Source organism: Streptomyces xylophagus (assembly GCF_000716435.1).
GTDB lineage: Bacteria > Actinomycetota > Actinomycetes > Streptomycetales > Streptomycetaceae > Streptomyces > Streptomyces xylophagus.
On the sequence record NZ_JNWO01000005.1, the window covers coordinates 359569 to 379900 of the forward strand.

Sequence of the window (20332 nt, forward strand, 5' to 3'; positions counted from 1 at the left end):
ACCCCGGTGCGTGATTTACACGGCCGTCACACGGAGGTTTTCCGGACGATCAACAACGGCTTCAAAGTGTCCATCTGGAAGCCGCTTTCCGTATCGCAGAAGTCGCCCCCATTCGACTTCCGCGAACGACCGTCCCCCCTCAAGGAGTGCCCGTGCCGCCGTCCGTCCCGCCTCTGCCGCGACGCGTCGCACGCATACTGCGTACCTCACTCTTCGCGCAGGTCGCCTGCGCGCTCGTCCTCGGAATCCTCGTCGGAAAGCTGTGGCCGGACGTGGCCACGGACCTTCAGCCCCTCGGCGACGGATTCACCCGGCTCATCAAGACGATCATCTCGCCGCTCGTGTTCTGCGTGGTCGTCGTCGGCATCGCCAAGGCCGGTGACCTCAAGGCCTTCGGCCGGATCGGCCTCAAGGCGCTGATCTGGTTCGAGGTCGCCAGCACCGCGGCCCTGATCATCGGTCTGGTCCTCGCCAACGTCGTCCAGCCCGGTTCCGGGATGCACGTCGACCCGTCCACGCTCAACACCTCGGCGGTGGACGCGAAGACGGGCGGCGGCTCGCTGCCCTCGACGACTGAATTCATCGTCAACGCGCTGCCCACCAGCTTCATCGGCGCCTTCGCCGAGAACTCACTGCTCCAAGTCCTCATCCTGGCCTGCCTGGTGGGCGCCGCGCTGCTCCACCTCGGCCACACCAAGGTGCCGCAGGTCCTGCCCGCGATCGAGCAGGCCCAGGAGATCATCTTCGCGATCGTCGGCTTCGTCATGCGGCTCGCCCCGCTCGCCGTGTTCGGCGCGATGGCCGTCCTGGTCGGCCAGTACGGGCTCGGCGTCATCAAGACCTACGCCAAGCTGATCATCCTGTGCTACGTCGCCGCCGCGCTCTTCGTCGCCCTGCTCGCCGTCGCGCTGCGGCTGGTCACGGGGCTCAGCCTCTGGAAGTTCCTCCGCTACATCCGCGAGGAGATGCTCCTCGCGCTCGGCACCGCCTCCACCGAGTCCGTCATGCCGCGCGTGATGCAGAAGCTGCGCAAGGCCGGCGCCCGGGACGACGCGGTCGGCCTGGTGCTGCCCACCGGCTACTCCTTCAACCTCGACGGCGCCTCGCTCTACCTCTCCATCGGCACGCTGTTCATCGCCCAGGCCGTCGGCGTCGACCTCAGCCTCGGCCAGCAGATCACCGTCGTCCTGGTCCTCATGCTCACCAGCAAGGGCATGGCCGGCATCCCCGGCTCGGCCTTCCTCGCCCTGTCCGCGACCGCCTCCTCCCTGGGTGCGATCCCGGCCGGAGCCGTCGCCCTGCTCCTCGGCGTCGACCGCATCATGGACTCGATGCGCGTCGTCACCAACCTCCTCGGCAACTGCGTCGCCGTCTTCGCCGTCTCCCGCTGGGAGGGCGCCCTGGACATCGAGCGGGCGAAGAAGGTCCTCGACGGCGAGATCACGGACGTAGAGGAAGATGTCGTAGCGGAAGAAGTCGTAGAGGAAGCCGTAGTGGACGGCGTGGACGAAGAAGGCGTGCCGGAAGAGGCGGGGATTCCCGCTCAGGTCGTCAAGGAGACTGCCTCCGAGGCCAGTTGACCGCTTTGTGGCGGGCCGTGGCTCCTGTGTCCATCGGTACGGTGGGGAGTCGCGGCCCGTTTTCCTATGCCTGGTCGACGAGGTCGACCGGGTAGTCCTGGTCGAAGTCGGCCGAGCGGCTCACCGCTTCCCATGCGGCTGCCTGCGCTATCTGGTCGCGTGAGTAGCTCTGCGCCATCTCGACGGCGACGACTCCCAGGAGTAGGTGGGAGGGGAGGGTCGGCTGCTTGACGAGTCGCACCAGGATCTCCCCGGCGCGCTTCGGGTCGCCCGCGGCGGTCACGGGACCATCGAAGAGGCGGATCAGCGCGCCGACCGTCTCGTCGTACTCCGGCGCCACCTCCGGGATCTGCATCGACGAACCGGCCCAGTCGGTCGCGAAGCCTCCCGGCTCCACGACGAGGTACCTGATGCCGAACGGCGCGGTCTCGGCCGCGAGGACGCGGGTGAAGCCGTCGACCGCGAACTTCGCCGCCTGGTAAGACCCGAGCCCGGGATTTCCGCCCACCCGGCCGCCGACGGACGAGAACTGTACGACCGTGCCCGCGCCCTGCGCCTTGAGGAACGGGAGCGCAGCCGTCGAGACGTTGTAGACGCCCCAGAAGTTCGTGTCGAACTGGCGGCGGAAGTCGTCCTCGGGGGTCGTCTCGACCGGGGAGAGGTTGGCGTATCCGGCGTTGTTGACGACCACGTCGATCCTGCCGAAGCGGTCGACTCCCGCCTGTAGAGCGGCTGTTGCTGCCGTCCGGTCGGTGACGTCGAGCGCGACGGGCAGGACGCGGTCGCCGTACTTCTCCACGAGGTCGTCGAGTTGCTCCGGCTTGCGGGCGGTGGCGACGACTCGGTCGCCGGCCTCCAGGGCCGCGACGGTGAGGTTGCGGCCGAAGCCGCGGGACGAACCGGTGATGAACCATGTCTGAGTCATGCAGCTAGCAAAACACTGTTTCGTTATTAGTGCAACTCGGTTGCGCTATGCTCTGGGTCATGAGCACGCCCAGTCCCCAGCGCGCCCGCAGTGCGGCGGCCAAGCAGCAGCGTGAGAGGGCGATCCTCGACGCCGCTCGATCCCTCGGTGCCGCACGGAGTGTGCGCGAGGTCACCCTCACGGACATCGCCGCCGCCGTGGGCATGCACAAGTCCGCGATGCTGCGGTACTTCGAGACGCGGGAGCAGATCTTCCTGGCGCTGACCGCCGAAGGCTGGGAGGACTGGTCTGCGGAGCTCCGCGCGCGGCTGGGCGAACTCGCCGACGGGGATTCCGACGCGGTCGCGGCCGTCCTCGCGCAGTCGCTCGTCGCGCGGCCGTTCTTCTGCGATCTGCTGGCTCAGGCGCCGTTGAACCTGGAGCGCAATGTCTCGCTCGAGTCGGTGTACGAGTTCAAGACCGTCGTGCTCGGCGAAGTCGCGGCGGTGGCAGGTGAGTTGTGCCGGAAGCTCACGCTCACCGAGCGTTCGGCCATCGATGTGATCGCCACGGCGACGAGCATGGCCGGGGCGCTGTTGCAGATGGCTGCCCCCGGCACCCGCCTCCGTACGCTCTACGAATCCCGCCCCGAGTTGGCGCACGCGCTGGTCGACGTCGAACCCCAACTCACGCGCATCCTGGCCGCGTTGCTGGCAGGTCTGCGTGCGACTACGACGGCAACGGACTCTTCCGCGTCGGTGTAGCCGGCAGGTCGCGGATCACCGTGACGGGCGGTGCGTACTGGCGAAGCGGCTGCGGTAGTTGGTCGGGGTGGTGTCCAAGTGGCGGGCGAAGGCGCGGCGGAGGGTTTCGTCGGTGCCGAGGCCGCTGTGGTGCGCGGCCGAGGTGACGCTGTGGCCTTCGAGGAGGAGATGCCTGGCGCGGTCGAGCCGGACCCGCTCGACCCAGCGGGCGGGTGTGGTGCCGAGTTCGGCCTGGAAGAGCCGGGTCAGATGCCGGGGGCTGACGGCCACGGTCGACGCCATGACGGGCAGGCTGTGGTCGGCGGCCGGGTCGGCCAGCACGGACGCGATCAGTGACCGTAGTGGATCGGTGCGCGGTGGCGGAGTGGCCGTGGCCGCGGAGAACTGCGACTGCCCGCCTGGGCGTTGCATGAAGACGACCAGCTCGCGCGCGATGTCCCTGGCCACGCCCGCGCCGTGGTCGTCCTCGACGAGGGCGAGCGCCAGGTCGATCCCGGCGCTGATGCCCGCCGAGGTGACGAAGCGCCCGTCGCGGATGTGGATGGCGTCCGGCTCGACACGCACCCGGGGGTAGCGGCGGGCGAGGGTCTCGGCGTGCCGCCAGTGGGTCGTGGCCGAACGGCCGTCCAGCAGGCCGAGTTCGGCGAGGACGAAGGCGCCCGTGCAGACGGACGTGACCCGTGCCGCGTGATCGGTGAGAGTACGGGTCGCGGTCAACAGCTCTTCCTCGGCGGGCTGTTGGGCCAACCGGTCACCGCCGGCAACCATGACCGTCTCGACCGACCCGGCGTCGGCCGCGGTCACCGTGCCGGTCAGCGTCAGCCCGTTCGAGGCGGTGACCGTGCCGCCACGGGGCGAGACCAGCACCAGCTCGTAGGAGTGCCCGAGCTTGCCCGACTGGTGCAGCACCTCGGCCGGACCGCTGACGTCGAGCATGGTCACGCCGTCGAAGACGACGAATCCCACCCGGTGCGTCGGACCCGCGGTCATGTCCGAATCCGTGGGTTTCCTGGCTGTGAGGACATGGCCCCAGGCTACGCCGCTGACGATCCTGGATACAGACCGGACCAGTCGTCCGGTCGGCAGATCAAGGAGAAGGGTCTGCAGATCAAGCAGAAGGAGAGGGAACGGCGATGAGTGAAGTAATCGCAGGCGTGGAGATCCCCGACACCGCCCTGGTGCGGGAGGCGACCGAGCTGGTGCGCGAGGCCGCACCGCCGCTGGTGTTCGCCCACTCCCGGCGGGTGTTCCTGTGGGGAGCCCTGCGCGGCCGGGAGCAGCGACTCGACTACGACCCCGAGCTGCTCTACGTGGGCGCGATGTTCCACGACTTGGGGCTCACCGAGAAGTTCCGCCGCACCGACCAGCGCTTCGAGATCGACGGTGCCGACGAGGCGCGCCGCTTCCTGCACGCCCACGGCATCGCCGGTGAGCCGGCCGACCGGGTCTGGACGAGCATCGCCCTGCACACCACACCCGAGATCCCGTTGCACATGCCGGCCGAGATCGCGCTGGTCACCCGGGGCGTGGAGCTGGACGTCCTGGGGATCGGCTACGACGCCGTCTCCGAAGAGCAGCGCGCGGCCGTCGTGGCGGCGCATCCCCGCCCGGACTTCAAGAACGGGATCCTCGCCGCCTTCACCGAGGGCATCAAGGACCGCCCCGAGACCACCTTCGGCAACATCAAGGCGGACGTGCTGGAGCACTTCGTACCGGGCTTCGTGCGCGGCGACTTCGTCGAGCGCATCAAGGACTCGAACTGGCCGGAGTGACGCGGGTCCGGTCTCCGGAGGGAACCCCGGCGCGGGTCAGCAGGAGCGCCCGTGCCTCTGCCCCTCATGCGCATGCCCCTCATGTACGTGTTCCTCATGTGCACCGGGGGGCCCGTCCACCAAGGTGTCCAGCAACCCCCGCAGCACCTCGCGCTCCACATTCGTGAGCGGCGCCAGGATCTCGTCCGCCGCGCCCCGCCGCGCACCCCGCAGCTCCTGCAGCGCCTTGCGGCCGTCGTCCGTGATCTCGATCCGGATGACCCGGCGATTGGACGGGTCGGGCACCCGCCGTACCTTGCCGCTCGCCTCCAGGCCGTCGACCAGCGTCGTCACGGCCCGGGGCACCACCTCGAGGCGCTCGGCGAGGTCGGCCATGCGGGGCGGGGAGCCGAAGTGCGCGAGGGTGCGCAGCAGGCGGGACTGGGCGGGGGTGATGCCGAGGTCGCGCTGCTCCAGATGGCGCTTCTGGATGCGGTGCACCCGGCGGGTGAGCCGCAGCAACTGCTCCGCGAGCAGGCCGTCGGAATCGGGGGTGGTCATGCGGGAACAATATCAGGACTTGGTTCATTGTGAGTATAGGTAACAATGAGCTATGCTCCATCAAGTCTCATCGCTCCATGAGTCATGAGCGCTTGACCAGCCCTGATCGCCTCACCCTCCGTAGGAGACCATGCCCCGCGACGACATCAACTGGACACCGTCCCCCGGCACCTCGACCGACCAACCCCGGCAGGTGCGCCGCATCCTCAAGCTCTTCAAGCCCTACCGTGCCCGGCTCACGGTCGTCGGCCTCCTGGTCGGCGCCGCGTCGCTGGTCACCGTGGCGACCCCGTTCCTGCTGAAGGAGACGCTGGACGTCGCCATCCCGCAGGGCCGCACCGGCCTGCTGAGCCTGCTCGCGCTCGGCATGATCCTGAGCGCCGTCCTGACCAGTATCTTCGGCGTGCTGCAGACCCTCATCTCCACGACGGTCGGCCAGCGCGTCATGCACGACCTGCGCACGGCGGTCTACGGCCGGCTGCAGCGCATGTCACTCGCCTTCTTCACCCGGACCCGCACCGGCGAGGTCCAGTCCCGCATAGCCAACGACATCGGCGGCATGCAGGCCACCGTCACCTCCACGGCCACCTCCCTGGTCTCGAACCTGACCAGTGTGGTCGCCACCATCATCGCGATGATCGCCCTGGACTGGCGGCTGACCGTCGTCTCGCTGCTGCTGCTCCCGGTCTTCGTGTGGATCAGCCGCCGGGTCGGCAACGAACGCAAGAAGATCGCCACCCAGCGCCAGAAGCAGATGGCCGTGATGGCTGCCACCGTCACCGAGTCGTTGTCCGTCAGCGGCATCCTGCTCGGCCGCACCATGGGCCGCTCCGACTCGCTCACCCAGTCCTTCTCCGAGGAGTCCGAGGGCCTCGTCGACCTCGAAGTCAGGTCGAACATGGCCGGGCGCTGGCGCATGGCCGTCATCTCGATCGTCATGGCCGCGATGCCCGCCGTCATCTACTGGACCGCCGGAATCGCCCTCCAGATGGGCGGCCCGGACGTCTCCATCGGCACCATCGTCGCCTTCGTCTCCCTCCAGCAGGGCCTGTTCCGCCCGGCCGTCAGCCTGCTGTCGACCGGCGTCCAGATCCAGACCTCGCTGGCGCTCTTCGCGCGCATCTTCGAGTACCTCGATCTGCCGATCGACATCACCGAGCGCGAGAACGCGGTGCACCTCGACAGCATCAAGGGCGAAGTCGCCTTCGAGGACGTCGAGTTCCACTACGACGACAAGAGCGGTCCGATCCTCGACGGCATCGACATCACCGTCCCCGCAGGCAACAGCCTCGCGATCGTCGGCCCGACCGGCGCCGGAAAGTCGACCCTCGGCTATCTCGTCCCGCGGCTCTACGACGTGACGGGCGGCAGGGTCACCCTCGACGGGGTCGACGTCCGCGACCTGGACTTCGACACGCTCGCGCGTGCCGTCGGCGTCGTCTCGCAGGAGACGTACCTCTTCCACGCCTCCGTCGCCGACAACCTCCGCTTCGCCAAGCCGGACGCCACCGACGAGGAGCTGTACACGGCGGCGCGCGCGGCGCAGATCCACGAGCACATCGCGGGGCTGCCCGACGGGTACGACACGATCGTCGGGGAGCGCGGGCACCGGTTCTCCGGCGGCGAGAAGCAGCGGCTGGCCATCGCGCGCACGATCCTGCGCGACCCGCCGGTCCTCATCCTCGACGAGGCGACCAGCGCCCTCGACAACCGCACCGAAGCCGCCGTCCAGGACGCCATCGACGCCCTGTCGGCCAACCGCACCACGCTCACCATCGCCCACCGGCTGTCCACCATCCGCAGTGCCGACCAGATAGTGGTCCTCGACTCCGGGCACGTGGCGGAGCGGGGCACGCACGAAGAACTGCTGGATCAGGACGGGCGGTACGCGGCCCTCGTACGCCGGGATGCCCAACTGGAACCGACAAGCTGAAGATATGCCGTGTTTGTGACGGTATGCGGGTTACCGTGCCCGCATGCAGATGAACACTCCGCCACGGAGCACGATTCGACTGACCCGCAGGGGCCGGGTCGCCCTCATCGCGACCGGGGCCGTCGTGGCCGGCACCGCCGTGGCGGTGCCGCTGCTGAGCCTGGAGAGCGAGGGGGACGCGCGCCCCACGTCACTGGTGATCCCGGAGGGCTGGCGCTCGGGCCAGATCTACGAAGCCGTGGACAAGGTCCTCGCGCTGCCGGTCGGCTCCACGAAGAAGTCGATCGCGAAAGCGCAGCTCAAGCTGCCGAACGACGCGGAGGGCAACCCCGAGGGCTATCTCTTCCCGGCGACGTATCCGCTGAAAGAGAAGGCGACACCCGAGTCGTTGCTGTCCTTCATGGTCAGCACCGCGAACCAGAAGTTCAACGGCGCCCCGGTCGCCGCCGGCGCCCAGCGGAACGCGATGAACGTCTATCAGGCGGTCACCATCGCGAGCATCGTGCAGGCCGAGGCGGCGTCCAAGGCGGACATGGGGAAGGTGGCCCGGGTCATCTTCAACCGCCTCGAACGCGGGATGCCGCTCCAGATGGACTCGACCATCAACTACGCGCTCAACCGCGCCACGTTGAAGACCACCACGAGCGACACGAGGCTCGACAGCCCCTACAACTCCTACCAGCGCATGGGCCTGCCGCCCACCCCCATCGACAACCCGGGCGAGGACGCGATGCACGCCGCGATCAACCCACCCCCGGGCGACTGGCTCTACTTCGTCACGGTCAAGCCCGGCGACACCCGCTTCGCGGCCACGTACGAGGAACACCAGCGTAATGTCGCCGAGTTCAACGCGGCCCAGAAGAGCAGCGTGCCGCCTACGAGGTGACCCGCGCGGGACACCGTAGGGCGGCGCTCGGCTTTCCGGCCGGCGCCGCCTGGTATGTCGCGGGACTGCGCGGAGTTGATCGCTGACGGTCTGTGCAGTGACCGGGGCGGCGCGGCGTCGGGCTCATGTGCGCGTTTCGGGGTGAGTGGCTTGTGTTTCGTTGGCGGGTGCGGGTTCGCTGTGGCTGGTCGCGCAGTTCCTCGCGCCCCTAAGAGACTCCAGGCCGGCCGGTACTGTCCAGTTCTGCCGTGCTCGAAACAACCGCGAACGGGCGCCCTCGACGCGTTGCCTCCGCCCCGCCCGTGAAGCGACCCCGCCAGAACAACCTCAGACCGCGACCGGCTCCCCCGCCAACAACCGCCGGATGTCCCGCACAGCCGCACGCCCCGCCCGGTTCGCGCCGATGGTGCTCGCGGACGGCCCGTAGCCGACGAGATGGATGCGCGGGTCGGCGACCGCCCGGGTCCCCTCGACACGGATGCCCCCACCCGGCTCGCGCAGCTTCAGCGGGGCGAGATGGTCGATCGCGGCCCGGAAGCCGGTCGCCCACAGGATGACATCGGCGTCCACATGGCGGCCGTCGTTCCAGTCCACGCCGTCGGGTGTGATCCGGTCGAACATCGGCTGCCGGTCCAGGACCCCGTCCGCGATGGCCTGCCGGATCGCGTCGTTCAGGGGCAGCCCGGTCACGGAGACGACGCTCTTCGGCGGCAGCCCCTGTCGCACCCGTTCCTCCACCAGCGCGACGGCCGCGCGGCCCACGTCCTCGGTGAACGGACCCTCGCGGAAGACCGGCGGGCGCCGGGTCACCCAGGTCGTCGCGGCGGCGTACGGGGCGAGTTCCATCAGGTGCTGCGTGCCGGACGCGCCCCCGCCGACCACGACGACCCGCAGTCCGGCGAACTCCTCGGGCCCCGGGTACTGCGCGGTGTGCAACTGCCGCCCCCGGAACGTCTCCTGACCCGGATAGCGCGGCCAGAACGGCCGGTCCCAGGTGCCGGTCGCGTTGATCAGCGCCCGCGTCGACCACGTACCGTCCGACGTCTCGACGAGCAGCCGGCCGCCCTCGCCCTCCCGTACCGCCTTCACATCCACCGGCCGCCGCACCCGCAGGTCGAAGGCGCGCTCGTACGCGGCGAAGTACTCGGCGATCACCTCGGCGGACGGGCGGGCCGGATCGGCGTCCGTGAGTTCCATGCCGGGCAGCGCGTGCATCCCGTGCACCTTGCCGTACGTCAACGACGGCCACCGGAACTGCCAGGCCCCGCCCGGCGCGGGTGCGTGGTCCAGCACCACGAAGTCGCGCTCCGGCTCGAAACCGGTGCGCCGCAGGTGATAGGCGCCGGCCAGTCCCGCCTGCCCGGCGCCTATGACGACCACGTCGACCTCACGCGTGTTGTTCACGTTTGTACGAACAGCGCCGTGGCCGTGGATCTTCCCGCCCGCTCAGCGCCCGCTGCTCACGAGCAACGGCAGGCCGACCTCCGTCCTCCCCGCGACCAGCCCGCGCGCCGCCAGCTCGGGAATCACGCCCTCGCCGAACCAGTACGCCTCCTCCAGGTGCGGATACCCGGACAGTACGAAGTGCTCGACACCCAGCGAGTGGTACTCCTCGATCAGGTCGGCGACCTCGGCATGACTGCCCACCAGTGCGGTGCCCGCGCCGCCCCGGACGAGACCGACCCCCGCCCACAGGTTCGGGTGGATCTCCAACTCCGCCCGCGAACCGCCGTGCAGCGCCAGCATCCGCTGCTGCCCCACCGACTCACTCCGCCCGAGCGCCGCCTGTGCCGCCGCGATCGTGTCCGCGTCGAGGTCGTCGAGCAGCCGGTTCGCGGTCGCCCACGCCTCGGCCGACGAGTCCCGGGAGATGGTGTGCAGCCGTACCCCGAACCGCACGTCCCGCCCCTCCCGCTCGGCGAGCCCGCGAATCCAGTCGATCTTCTCCTTCACCTGCGCCGGCGGTTCTCCCCAGGTGAGATACACGTCCGCATGCCGGGCGGCGACCGGCCCGGCCGCCGCCGACGACCCGCCGAAGAACACCTGCGGCACCGGATCGGGCGGCAGCGCCGTCAGCCCGCCCTCGACCTGGTAGTGGACACCGTCGAAGTCGTACGGCTCTCCCCGCCACACCCCTCGTACGACCGACAGGAACTCGTCCGTACGGGCATACCGCTGGTCGTGGTCGAGATGGTCGCCGAAGCGCCGCTGCTCGGCCGAGTCGCCACCGGTGACCACATTGAGCAACAGCCGCCCCCGCGTGAGGCGTTGATAGGTCGCCGCCATCTGCGCGGCCAGCGTCGGCGAGATGACCCCCGGCCGGAAGGCCACCAGGAACTTCAGCCGCTCGGTGTGCTGGGCGAGCGCCATGGTGGTCAGCCAGGCGTCCTCGCACCAGGTGCCGGTCGGCGTCAGCACCGCCTCGAAGCCCAACTGCTCGGCCGCCTTGGCGATTTGGGCGAGGTACTCGATGTCCGGCGCACGCACCCCGCGAACCGCCCCCGCGCGGTTGGGCCCGTAGGCGTGCCGGTCGACGAGCGTACGGCCGTCGCCGCCCGTCGGCAGGAACCAGTGGAGACGGACGGTCATGTCACTTCTCCTTGTAGACGCGCGGCGCGGTCGTCGAGGCGGGCAGGCCGCCGTTGAAGCGGGTGTCGACGAACTTGCCGAAGTCGACCTTGCGCGGAATGAGCTTCAGGGTGGTGAAGGTGTCCGCGATCTGCTGCTCGGAGGCGATCAGCGACGTGTCGACGGCGACCGCGACCCGAGAGGCGTTGGTCCGCTTCACCGAGGCCAGCGCCACCGCGTACGGCAGCCCGGTGTCCTTCGCCCAGACCTTGGCCCACGCGTCGGGGTGGTCGTAGACCCAGTCCTGTGCGCGCCGCAGCCGCTCCAGATAGTCCTTGATGGCCGCGGCCTTCTTGCTGTTCCCCAGCGCGGAGGGCGCCGCCACCTGGAAGTTGAGCCCGTTGACCAGCCCCTGACCGGTCGTCAGGATGCGGCCCTGCTTCGCCTGGAGGACCTGCGAGGTGTACGGGTCCCACACCGTCCACGCGTCCACCTTGCCGCTGGTGAAGGCGGCCAGCGCGTCGGCCGGCTGGAGGTACTTGACCTTGACGTCGCTCAGGGTGAGCCCGGCCGCCTTGAGGGAGGCGATCAGCTGGAAGTGCGCGGACGAACCCTGCGCCACGGCTATGGACTTGCCCTTGAGCTGCTCGGGCTTTGTCAGCTTGGAGTCCTTGGGTACGAGGATGGCCTCGCCCTGGGAGTTGCCGTGCCAGGCCGCCACCACCGTGATCTTGGAGTTGGCGCCCGCCGCGAACACCGGCGGTGTGTTGCCGACGCCGCCGATGTCGACGGCCTTGGCGTTGACGGCCTCCAGGAGCGGCGGGCCGGAGGTGAACGTGGACCACTTGATCTTGTAGTCCAGGTTCCTGAGTTCACCGGCGGCCCGCAGCACCGCCTCCGAACCACCCTTCTGGTCACCGACGTTGAGCGTGAGCGAGCCCTTGCCGTCGGTGCCCGTCGAGGTCTCGGCGGCCGAGTTCCCGCCGCAGGCGGAGAGCAGGAGGGCGAGGGGGAGCAGCAGGGCGGCGGGGACGAGGCTTCGTCGCATGGGGGATCCGATCTCGGTAACTGGGTTGATGCGTGGGGGAGTTCAGGTGCCTTCGGGGCTGATGCGCGGGAGAGTTCAGGCGGCTTCGGCGGCGGTGTCGACGCCGAGGCGTTCCAGGAGTCCGGCGCGGAGTTCGGCGAACCGGGGGTCGGTGATGTCGCGCGGCCGGTCGAGGTCGATCCGCTGCTCGTGCGCGATGACGCCGTCGTCCATCACCAGGACACGGTCGGCGAGCAGGACGGCCTCCTCGACGTCGTGGGTCACCAACAGGACGGCGCAGCCCCGCCGTTGCCACAGCTCGCCCACCAACCGCTGGGCCTTGATACGGGTGAGCGCGTCGAGCGCGCCGAACGGCTCGTCGAGCAGCAGCAGATCGGGCTCGCGCACCAGGGCACGGGCCAGCGAGGCACGCTGCGCCTCACCGCCGGACAGCGTCTTGGGCCAGGCGTCGGCATGGTCCCCGAGCCCGACCTCCGCCAACGCCCTTTCGGCTACGACGCGTTCGGGCCTGCCGGGCAGCCCGAGCAGGACGTTGCGCCACACCTTCTTCCACGGCATCAGCCGGGGCGCCTGGAACGCGACGGCCTTGCGACGCGGCACGAGGACCGTGCCCTCGATGTCCCGGTCGAGCCCGGCGAGGATACGCAGCAGCGTGGACTTCCCGCAGCCACTGCGGCCGAGCAGCGCCACGAACTCGCCCTGCTGTACGTCGAGTTGGAGCCCGTCGATGACGGCGCGGCCGTCGAAGGAGCGGGTCAGCCCCTCGACCCGTACCGCTTGCGTGGTCGTCGGCGAGGAGGTCGCCGCCTGCGGGCTCACCGGCCCGTGAACGTCGGTCGCCATTGCAGCAGCAGCCTTTCGAGGGTACGGACGACGAAGTCGGCCAGCAGGCCGAGGAAGGCGTAGACGATCAGGCAGACCACGATCACGTCGGTCTGCAGGAAGTCCCGTGCCTGCACCATGAGGAAGCCGATGCCGGCGTCCGCGTTGATCTGCTCGGCGAAGACGAGCGCCAGCCAGGCGATGCCCAGGGAGTAGCGCAGCCCGGTCATCGCGTTGGGCAGCGCACCCGGCAGCACCACATGCCGTACGAGCCCCCAGCGGGACAGCCCGAGCGACTCCCCGGCCTCGATCAACTGGCTGTCCACGCCCCGGATTCCGGCGTAGACGTTCAGGTAGAGCGGGAAGGTCACACCGAGCGTGATGATGGCGACCTTCGGGGCTTCGCCGATGCCGAACCAGATGATGAACAGCGGGATCAGGCCCACGAAGGGCACGGTCCGCAGCATCTGCACGGGGGCGTCGACCAGGTCCTCGCCGACCCTGAACAGGCCGGAGACCAGGGCGAGTCCGGTGCCGATGACCGTACCGAGCAGCAGGCCGACGGCGACCCTCTGAAGTGACGTCGTCATGGCCGAGGTCAGTGAACCGTCGGCGATCAGATCCCAGCCGACGTGTGCGATCCGCCCGGGCGAGGCCAGCACGTCGGAGGTCAACACGCCTGTGCTGCTGAGGAGTTGCCAGAGCGCGAGCAGTACGAGGGGGCCGGTGGTGCGGCGCAGCCAGCGGGGGACGCGGGTGCGGCGGGAGGAGGTCGGGACGAGGGGGACGAGATCGAGGGGAGACTGCTCGTCCGTGTCGGCCTTCGAGGTGGATATAGGAGAAATATCAGCCCCGGAAGGATCGGGTGGGGCATGGCTGATGCTCATGGGTGCTCCACGGAGTGGGGGAGAGCGGCCGGTGAGGAAGGGGATACGCCTCAACGCCGCCGCGTCACGAGGATGTGCACGGGCGCGGCGGAGTGCAGAAAAGGCAGGGGGTGAGGCGGGAAAAGGCGTCAGCAGCCGCGGCAACACGCGGCGGAAGCCACCCGCAGCAGGTCGATGTGACCGCGCGTGGTGAGCAGAACTGAACGCAACATGCGGCCGAAAATAGGTCAGATGGCGTGCCACGGTCAACGGTGTCTCGCGTACTGGACCTCTCGTGTCACGGACCGGACGATCGGGCGGACGTGGAGCCCGAAGCATGGGTCAGGATGGAGACATGTCAGCTGCCTTCACCACCCGCGTTCTGCATGTCGCCACCGGCTCCCGGGAGAGGGTCATGGATCTGACCCGCGACTGCGAGGCCTTCCTCCGGGAGGCGGCGGCCGGCCGTGACGGCCTCCTCAACATCTTCGTCCCGCACGCCACAGCGGGCGTCGCGATCCTCGAAACGGGCGCCGGCAGCGACGACGACCTCCTCGCCGCCCTGCACACCCTCCTCCCCGCCGACGACCGCTGGCAGCACCGCCACGGCAGCCCCGGACACGGCCGCGACCACGTCCTCCCGGCGTTCGTACCGCCGCACGCGACGTTGCCGGTGCTGGGCGGACGGCTGGAGCTGGGGACGTGGCAGTCGGTGTGTCTGGTCGACACGAATCGGGATAATTTGGAGAGGTTGGTTCGGCTGTCGTTCCTTGGCTGAGGCCCTTGGCGTGACGACCGTAGATGTGATGCCCGGCCGTTCCAAACGGGGTCAATCTGCAGCCGGTTGTGACAGCGTGGATCCAGGTTCTTGGTCTGCTGGTAGTACAGGCCACGGACGTCTCTGACCTGTGTAGACGCTTGACTGCAGGGGGAATGGTCGGACTCTGGCCCGCGTATGGACCGGATGCCGGGCGGGATACGAACGGGCCAGGATGTGGTCGGGGGGCGTTTGCGGTCCTGCCGCGGTCTGCGAAGTCTGAGAGGCGAGGAGACTACGGCCATCGTCCGGATGTAGCGCCTAACGGCACACAGTCATGAACCGCCCCGCCATTTCCTCTGCGGGAACACGGCATCCTCCTGCGAATCGCGCGCCGCAGGGGCGAGAGCTCGGCCCGAGTCTGCTGGCGACGGCTGAGGAAGCTCCGGCCCCGTCAACTGTCGTTGTCCTTGGTGCCCTGAAGGCGGGTTAGCCCGGGAGGCGCTGACTGGGATCAGGAGGGCTCGGCAGGGACCCGGGCGAGACGCGAGTCGAGCGCGTACACCGCCGTCGGTTCAGGTCGTGAGGGGAGGTGTTCGTTGACCCAGGTTCGGGGGAGGGCGATGGTGACGCCCTCGACGGCGTCGGATCCGTCGACCGGGCCGGAGAGATGGTCGCAGCCGTCGACGCCCCGGTCTAGCATGCCACCGTGACGCAGCTGACCGTCTTTTGGCCAGCGCCGACACCCGTCGCCACGCCTGGAGCGTGCTGCGCACCACGGTGATGTCCCGCGCGCCGCTCGTAGATGGCCGTCCCCAGTTCACGCACACCCGTTCCACACCGTCACCCTGCGCAGCCCGACGGCGCGCCCGAGAACGTCGAGGCCACGGTGGAGCAGCTCACCGAGACCGAGGCCCTGTTTAGGGCAATGAGCCCGACTGCAGGGCCACCAGCTCGAAGTCCTCGTCCTGCGGTCCTTGGGGGAGATCGCCGAAGAGGTGGTCAGTGACTGGCTTGGTGTCCGGCTGGCCACTGTGCGTTCCGACGAGCGCCACGAGGCCCGCTTCCTCGACAGCATTCTGTGCTGCCCGCCCACTGACCAGCAAGGGACCCCTCGTGACCTGTATCGAAGACATCCTGTCGCGTGCATTGCTGGCACACGACCGTACCGTGCCTCCGACGTCGTCCGGCCCGCTTCCGCCCCACTGTCTGCCCCCGAAACAGCCGGGGGCGGGTGCGGGGCAGCCGAGGCCGGCAAAGACCTGCGGGCTCTGTGCGAAACCGTCCTGTCACACACCTCGCCTGCCGACGTCGCCACCGACCAGGTCCCCGCTCTCCGCAGCGCCCTTGCGCTGGCCTGCGTCCTGCAGCTCACCGACACCGACGACGGCGCCCATTTCTGGTGGCAGTCCGCCGCCGGGGCGGGCCAGAGCACGGCCGCCTATTGCCCTTACCTCCACCACCTGGCCAACGGAGAGGATGACATCGCGGAGTGGTGGCAGCAGACCGATGCCACCGGCGGCCCCGTTCCCACGAACGACACCTTCGCCCAGACACCGGCGTACGAATGGGAATGGGCACCCGGCAGTCATTCTCTCGGTGAATTCCCCACCACGATGCTGCGTGTCCGGCGCCAGCGCGCCAGAAGCCACCATCGGGCCATCGCTGTCACCGACCTGATGGCCTACCTGCTGACCGTCGTCAACATCGGCTACCTCCGCCACGACTTCGAGATTCCCCTGCCTGGCCCGGGCCTGGCCCGCCGCGTCAGCGCCCTGTTCCGCGTCGATGTCCAGCCTGACTCCGGCATCCTGGAGGTAGCCGACAGACACACCTGTTCACGATGGGAACCGACGGTGGCGCCCGCGGAGGCGGTTCTCTGGCCGGTTTTGCCGCGCGTCGGGCGAGGACCGGCAGGACGGCTTCTGCGAACGACGACACGCCGTGGCGGCCGCGGTCGGCAGCGCGATGCCGTACAGCGCGCCGAAGTTTCGGGCGCGCACCCGCCCTTATAGGGGGTCCGGTGCTGGTTCCTGACGGGCTGCACGGCCAGAGCATCGAGGATGCGCGGGGTCACGTGGCTGCCAGAATCGGTCCCACGCTTGGCGATTGGTGGAACGCAGGTAGGGGCAGGCCAGTTGTACGAACGGCTCGGCGAACGTGCTGTGTGGACAGGAACCCGCGCTGCCAAGGTCCGCCGTATCCGGTCGAGTCTGAAACCGACGACACTGCCCTGCCCACCGAACTCACCGGATAGCCCCCAAACGAGATCACTGAGTGGCCGTCTATACACCACTCCCGCAGGCGCGGCCTGCACCAGATCTAATCCGCCCGGCTGCCGACCATGATCGGAGGCAGGCTCCGATAAAGCGATGCGGACCGAGAGAGGTAATGACCGCATGGCCGATACGCGGCAGACGTACGTTGAGCATGCCCTGCGCAATTATGTCCGCACCAGCCGGACATCTCGTGGTCTGCTGGACGCGAGCGCCTCGGAGGGGAAGCGCCATCTACTTACTGACGGCCTGACGCCGCTCGACGTGGAGAGCCTGGCGGTCCGGAACTACCGATCAACGATCGTTGGCCTCTATGACCAGCGTGACTTGACAGTATCGAGTGCCACCGAACTTCGCAGTTTTGTTGAGTCCGTTGTGCTGTCTATCAATCGAGGTCTGACCAGAGAAGGAGTTTTGTACCGCCAGCACGACTCCTCGACCTTGCCCTACACGCGAGCAGGCGCGCTGCTCCTTGAGGTGGTTGGGCCGCTCTTCGAGGACTTCTACGACAAGTTGCTGCGGTGCCCCTCGGATCCAGTGGAGACGGCTGGGTGGGTCGAGTACCGGATGGACCTTACGGATCATCTATGGGCTGACGGATGCGGGCGGTCGACCAAGGCCATCGCTGCATGGGTCCTGATGCGCGCCCGGCACCGCCTGCCCGACTACCCGTCGAGCCGCCATTCTCAGTTCGCTGCTGCGCCGCGAGTGCCCCGCACCGAGAACGAAGATCACGAACGGGGTCAGTATGAGAAATGGTTACGCTATTACCGATCTCTCTTCGTGGGGTGACCTGACAGCTTGGCGTGCAACGGCTACCTGCATCGAATGGAGAACCTGGCCGTCCCCAAGATCGATTCGTCGAAGTGTTACCTACTACTTCCCCATGTGATGTGATCTTGTCACACTGGGGGATCTGGCGCGGTACCGGTACCGGAGGCGAAGTGACTCGTATACATGATCACGCGGATCGTGAGGACTTCGAGCCGCGTGACGCCGGAGCCGACTTAAGATTTTCCGTGGGTGAGAAGATCAGCGATATTTACACAATTCTAGACCAGTACGGCGCAGTCGTCGCCGATTCCGATACGATTTCGAAGGATCCCGCCAGTCCCTTGGGGCGGGGCGGATCGGGAACAGTTTACCTCGCTTCGTATCGCAACATGCAGCTGCGGGCACTAAAGTTTCTGACGCTGAACTATCTCTCAGGTGATACAGGGCAACATGCATCGGATTTTCATGCTGTGTTCGACCGGGAGCGTGTAGTCCTGTCGACTTTGGCTCACGGCAACATTGCCCGTCTCTATGATACGGACAGCTATCGTGATGCGAACGGCGTCGAATGGAAATATATAGCAACAGACTTCATTGACGGCGATGAGCTCTTGCCCGCGTTAAAGCGTGAGGATGCGACGCCAGACGAGGTCTACAATGCTATATCGGACGTGCTCCGAGCGGTAAGCTACATGCACGGAAAAGGTGTCCTTCATGCTGACCTGAAATGGGAAAACATTAAGTGCCGGCACTCTCCCACTGGGATAGAGGCTGTTCTGCTCGACCTAGGCACGGCGCACTATGTAGCCGAGGAGGACTCGGAACCGCACCAACTCACCTTCGATAAGGTGTCCCCCTCTAGGGTCCGCTTCATCACGACCAAACGGATAACCCACGACCTGCATCAGCAGTACCGCAGGAAGATCGTGGACAAGGAGACGCTGCGTCAGCTCTTCCCGTACCACGACCTGCACGCATTGGGAGTGCTGCTGAACGAGATCCAGGAGGATGTCGACGTTGCAAAGAAACTCCAGGCCGTGATCGGTAAAGACGGGCTGAGTGCCCTTGGTATCATGTCTTACAATCTGCGAAAGTCCCCTGAGCCGGAACCCAAGCCTCACGCGCGAGACCATAAAAGAGTCATCCAGTACTCATCGGTGGAACAAGTCTATCGCGACTGGCGTAAACTGCGCAGAACCTACCTTGCGCCGGTCAACGTACCCGAACTCAGTCTCGCTGCGGAATTTAAATACTCGGTACCCACCGCTGCTGGCCGCGGCGTGGTCACGCCGAGGTTGTCACAACTTATCAACCATAAGCTGTTTCAGCGTCTGCGCCGGGTTCCGCAGTTGGAAATGACACTGATGAAGTTCCCTGGTGCCACCCATACCCGCTTCAGCCACTCGCTGGCTATGCTTCGCAACACCCGGTACTACCTCGCACATCTTCTTAACGATCCCAAATTTAGACTGCTGTGTGAACCGGCGGACCTGGAAGCCACGATCCTGCTTGCCCTCCTCCATGACGTGGGCCACTATCAGCTGAGCCACATGTTTGAGGACTACGCCAGCGCTCAACGCAGGGCGAAGCACGACGACCCCTGGCGCGCCATCAACTTCGACATACCCTCAGATGACGATCTCTTCTGGTGCATTGTCGACCCTCAACGACATTCCTCGTTGCGCGGTGGCTACGGAGGTGTCGTAGAGCAGGCGTGGCGGGCCAGCGAGGCACGGCTGGGCCTGACCTCGGCCCCTGCCATAGCCGAGATCATCAAGAACGACTTCAGCGAGGCCACTTACGAGGCGATGCTCCGCATTCATCACGCGATTTACGCACCGGGCGCTTACACGCAGGCGACCCCTGCGCAACTCGTGTTGGGCTCGGTCCTCTCCTCGGATGTCGATGCCGACAAGGTCTCGTACCTGATCGAGGACTCGCTCCGCTCTGGCGTCCCATACGGCTCCGGAGTCGACTTCGATGGTCTGCTTGGCGCCCTGCGGATGCCTGACGTCCACGACATCCAAGGCGGGCCCACTCTCGGTATCACGCAAAAGGGGCTTGCCGCCGCCCAGTCCATCGTGGTGAGCCGGAACTTGATGGTGGGACAGGTCTATTGGCAGCACACGAACCGGGCTGCCACGGCCATGATCAAATATGCCATCGCCCGCATGCTGCAGAGGGGTGTCTTGTCGATGCCGGATTTCCTTGGTGCCACGCTGTTTCTCGAATACGACGCAACACTAAACTACCTTTTCGAGAAGTTTGAGGAGGTTCGTGCCGAGTCGGAGGTGAACCCGATCGCCAACTTGCTGGACGGTGAACGGCGCATCTACGACACGGCCTTTTCGACAGCCCGGCTGGACCGTGATGCCAGTGAGCACGTGGGTACCGTCCTCACTGGAAAGAGCTTTGCCGGGGTCATCAACCTGGAAAGTGACCTGCGGGACATCGTCAAGGCGGTGTCCGGTATCGGTGACATCGCGAACGGTGAGGTGCTGGTGGATGTGCCAATCAAGGAACGGGAGCGTGGATCTGGTGATCGTGGGGGCCAGGTGCTCGTTTACGACGGCCGGGGTGACACAAAGGGCTCGCCGCTGCGGACGTATACCCCATTCCTCCAGGCATTGAAGGATCAGCACATTCGCGAGAATCGGATTTGTAGGGTCTTCGTCTCTCCTCGAATATCGGCCTCCGATACCTTCGAGGCTGTCGTGGAAGCGTTGTCCCAGCACATACGGCAAGAGTATTCAGACTGACGCGTTGCGCAGGGTGGTGAACCTCACTGCACAGCTGCACCTGTTTGGGTAAAGGTATGGAGGCGCTCTATATAGGTGGGTTA

Annotated in this window: 19 protein-coding genes; 9 read left to right on the forward strand and 10 right to left on the reverse strand. The window is 67.2% G+C overall.

All coding sequences use genetic code 11. The features are described from left to right. Positions 1 to 152 precede the first annotated feature (152 nt). Positions 153 to 1580, forward strand: a complete 1428-nt coding sequence (locus tag OO70_RS12985; RefSeq protein ID WP_043668724.1) for a cation:dicarboxylate symporter family transporter — start codon at positions 153 to 155, stop codon at positions 1578 to 1580. A 64-nt stretch (positions 1581 to 1644) separates the two neighbouring features. Here the strand turns inward: OO70_RS12985 and OO70_RS12990 are convergent, their stop codons facing one another. Then, on the reverse strand, positions 1645 to 2505 hold the full coding sequence (locus tag OO70_RS12990; RefSeq protein WP_043668726.1) for an SDR family NAD(P)-dependent oxidoreductase: 861 nt from the start codon (positions 2503 to 2505) through the stop codon (positions 1645 to 1647). Positions 2506 to 2564: 59 nt separating this feature from the next. Here OO70_RS12990 and OO70_RS12995 point away from each other — a divergent pair, with 59 nt between their 5' ends. Further along, the gene (locus OO70_RS12995) at positions 2565 to 3248 is read left to right on the forward strand and encodes a TetR family transcriptional regulator (protein ID WP_051741173.1); all 684 of its coding nucleotides are present in this window, start codon (positions 2565 to 2567) and stop codon (positions 3246 to 3248) included. Positions 3249 to 3263: 15 nt separating this feature from the next. Here OO70_RS12995 and OO70_RS13000 read toward each other — a convergent pair whose 3' ends face one another. Beyond that, a complete protein-coding gene (locus tag OO70_RS13000) occupies positions 3264 to 4238 on the reverse strand; it encodes a GlxA family transcriptional regulator (protein ID WP_043668729.1) in 975 nt (324 codons plus the stop codon). Positions 4239 to 4381: 143 nt separating this feature from the next. Between OO70_RS13000 and OO70_RS13005 the strand changes: the two genes are divergently transcribed. Next, positions 4382 to 5020, forward strand: a complete 639-nt coding sequence (locus OO70_RS13005) for an HD domain-containing protein (protein WP_043668732.1) — start codon at positions 4382 to 4384, stop codon at positions 5018 to 5020. A 36-nt stretch (positions 5021 to 5056) separates the two neighbouring features. On the opposite strand, the gene OO70_RS13010 is transcribed toward OO70_RS13005, so the two are convergent. Further along, a complete protein-coding gene (locus OO70_RS13010) occupies positions 5057 to 5560 on the reverse strand; it encodes a MarR family winged helix-turn-helix transcriptional regulator (protein ID WP_043668734.1) in 504 nt (167 codons plus the stop codon). A 130-nt stretch (positions 5561 to 5690) separates the two neighbouring features. Between OO70_RS13010 and OO70_RS13015 the strand changes: the two genes are divergently transcribed. Next, positions 5691 to 7493: an ABC transporter ATP-binding protein gene (locus OO70_RS13015; RefSeq protein ID WP_043668737.1), complete on the forward strand. Its 1803-nt coding sequence runs from the start codon at positions 5691 to 5693 to the stop codon at positions 7491 to 7493. A gap of 43 nt (positions 7494 to 7536) precedes the next feature. Beyond that, positions 7537 to 8379, forward strand: coding sequence for an endolytic transglycosylase MltG (gene mltG / locus OO70_RS13020; RefSeq protein ID WP_043668740.1), 843 nt, complete (start codon positions 7537 to 7539; stop codon positions 8377 to 8379). Between the two features lie 327 nt (positions 8380 to 8706). Here mltG and OO70_RS13025 read toward each other — a convergent pair whose 3' ends face one another. The 6 genes from OO70_RS13025 to OO70_RS57025 all read right to left on the reverse strand — a co-directional run bounded on the left by OO70_RS13025 (position 8707) and on the right by OO70_RS57025 (position 13916). Beyond that, the gene (locus OO70_RS13025; protein WP_043668745.1) at positions 8707 to 9783 is read right to left on the reverse strand and encodes an NAD(P)-binding domain-containing protein; all 1077 of its coding nucleotides are present in this window, start codon (positions 9781 to 9783) and stop codon (positions 8707 to 8709) included. A gap of 42 nt (positions 9784 to 9825) precedes the next feature. Beyond that, positions 9826 to 10968, reverse strand: coding sequence for an LLM class flavin-dependent oxidoreductase (locus OO70_RS13030; protein ID WP_043668748.1), 1143 nt, complete (start codon positions 10966 to 10968; stop codon positions 9826 to 9828). A 1-nt stretch (position 10969) separates the two neighbouring features. Beyond that, complete coding sequence (locus OO70_RS13035) at positions 10970 to 11995, reverse strand: ABC transporter substrate-binding protein (RefSeq protein WP_043668752.1); 1026 nt, start codon at positions 11993 to 11995, stop codon at positions 10970 to 10972. 75 nt (positions 11996 to 12070) lie between these two features. After that, entirely contained in the window at positions 12071 to 12838 is a 768-nt protein-coding gene (locus OO70_RS13040) for an ABC transporter ATP-binding protein (RefSeq protein ID WP_043668755.1), read from the reverse strand. Continuing rightward, positions 12811 to 13704 (reverse strand): ABC transporter permease, encoded by an 894-nt coding sequence (locus OO70_RS13045; RefSeq protein ID WP_043668758.1) that lies wholly within the window; start codon positions 13702 to 13704, stop codon positions 12811 to 12813. Before OO70_RS13045 ends, OO70_RS13040 begins: the two co-directional genes overlap by 28 nt. Before the next feature lie 128 nt (positions 13705 to 13832). Next, entirely contained in the window at positions 13833 to 13916 is an 84-nt protein-coding gene (locus tag OO70_RS57025) for a putative leader peptide (protein ID WP_315986669.1), read from the reverse strand. Between the two features lie 122 nt (positions 13917 to 14038). On the opposite strand from OO70_RS57025, the gene OO70_RS13050 reads away from it, so the two are divergent. Beyond that, positions 14039 to 14461, forward strand: coding sequence for a YjbQ family protein (locus OO70_RS13050; protein ID WP_043668761.1), 423 nt, complete (start codon positions 14039 to 14041; stop codon positions 14459 to 14461). A 493-nt stretch (positions 14462 to 14954) separates the two neighbouring features. On the opposite strand, the gene OO70_RS13055 is transcribed toward OO70_RS13050, so the two are convergent. Then, positions 14955 to 15143 carry a hypothetical protein gene (locus OO70_RS13055; protein WP_043668764.1) on the reverse strand — a complete coding sequence of 63 codons (189 nt, stop codon included), beginning with the start codon at positions 15141 to 15143 and terminating at the stop codon, positions 14955 to 14957. Between the two features lie 274 nt (positions 15144 to 15417). Between OO70_RS13055 and OO70_RS51235 the strand changes: the two genes are divergently transcribed. The 3 genes from OO70_RS51235 to OO70_RS52340 all read left to right on the forward strand — a co-directional run bounded on the left by OO70_RS51235 (position 15418) and on the right by OO70_RS52340 (position 20249). Further along, the gene (locus OO70_RS51235; protein ID WP_158711457.1) at positions 15418 to 16455 is read left to right on the forward strand and encodes a hypothetical protein; all 1038 of its coding nucleotides are present in this window, start codon (positions 15418 to 15420) and stop codon (positions 16453 to 16455) included. A gap of 384 nt (positions 16456 to 16839) precedes the next feature. Continuing rightward, positions 16840 to 17508, forward strand: coding sequence for a hypothetical protein (locus OO70_RS54525; protein WP_158711458.1), 669 nt, complete (start codon positions 16840 to 16842; stop codon positions 17506 to 17508). Between the two features lie 227 nt (positions 17509 to 17735). Next, positions 17736 to 20249, forward strand: a complete 2514-nt coding sequence (locus tag OO70_RS52340; protein WP_158711459.1) for a protein kinase domain-containing protein — start codon at positions 17736 to 17738, stop codon at positions 20247 to 20249. Positions 20250 to 20332 lie beyond the last annotated feature (83 nt).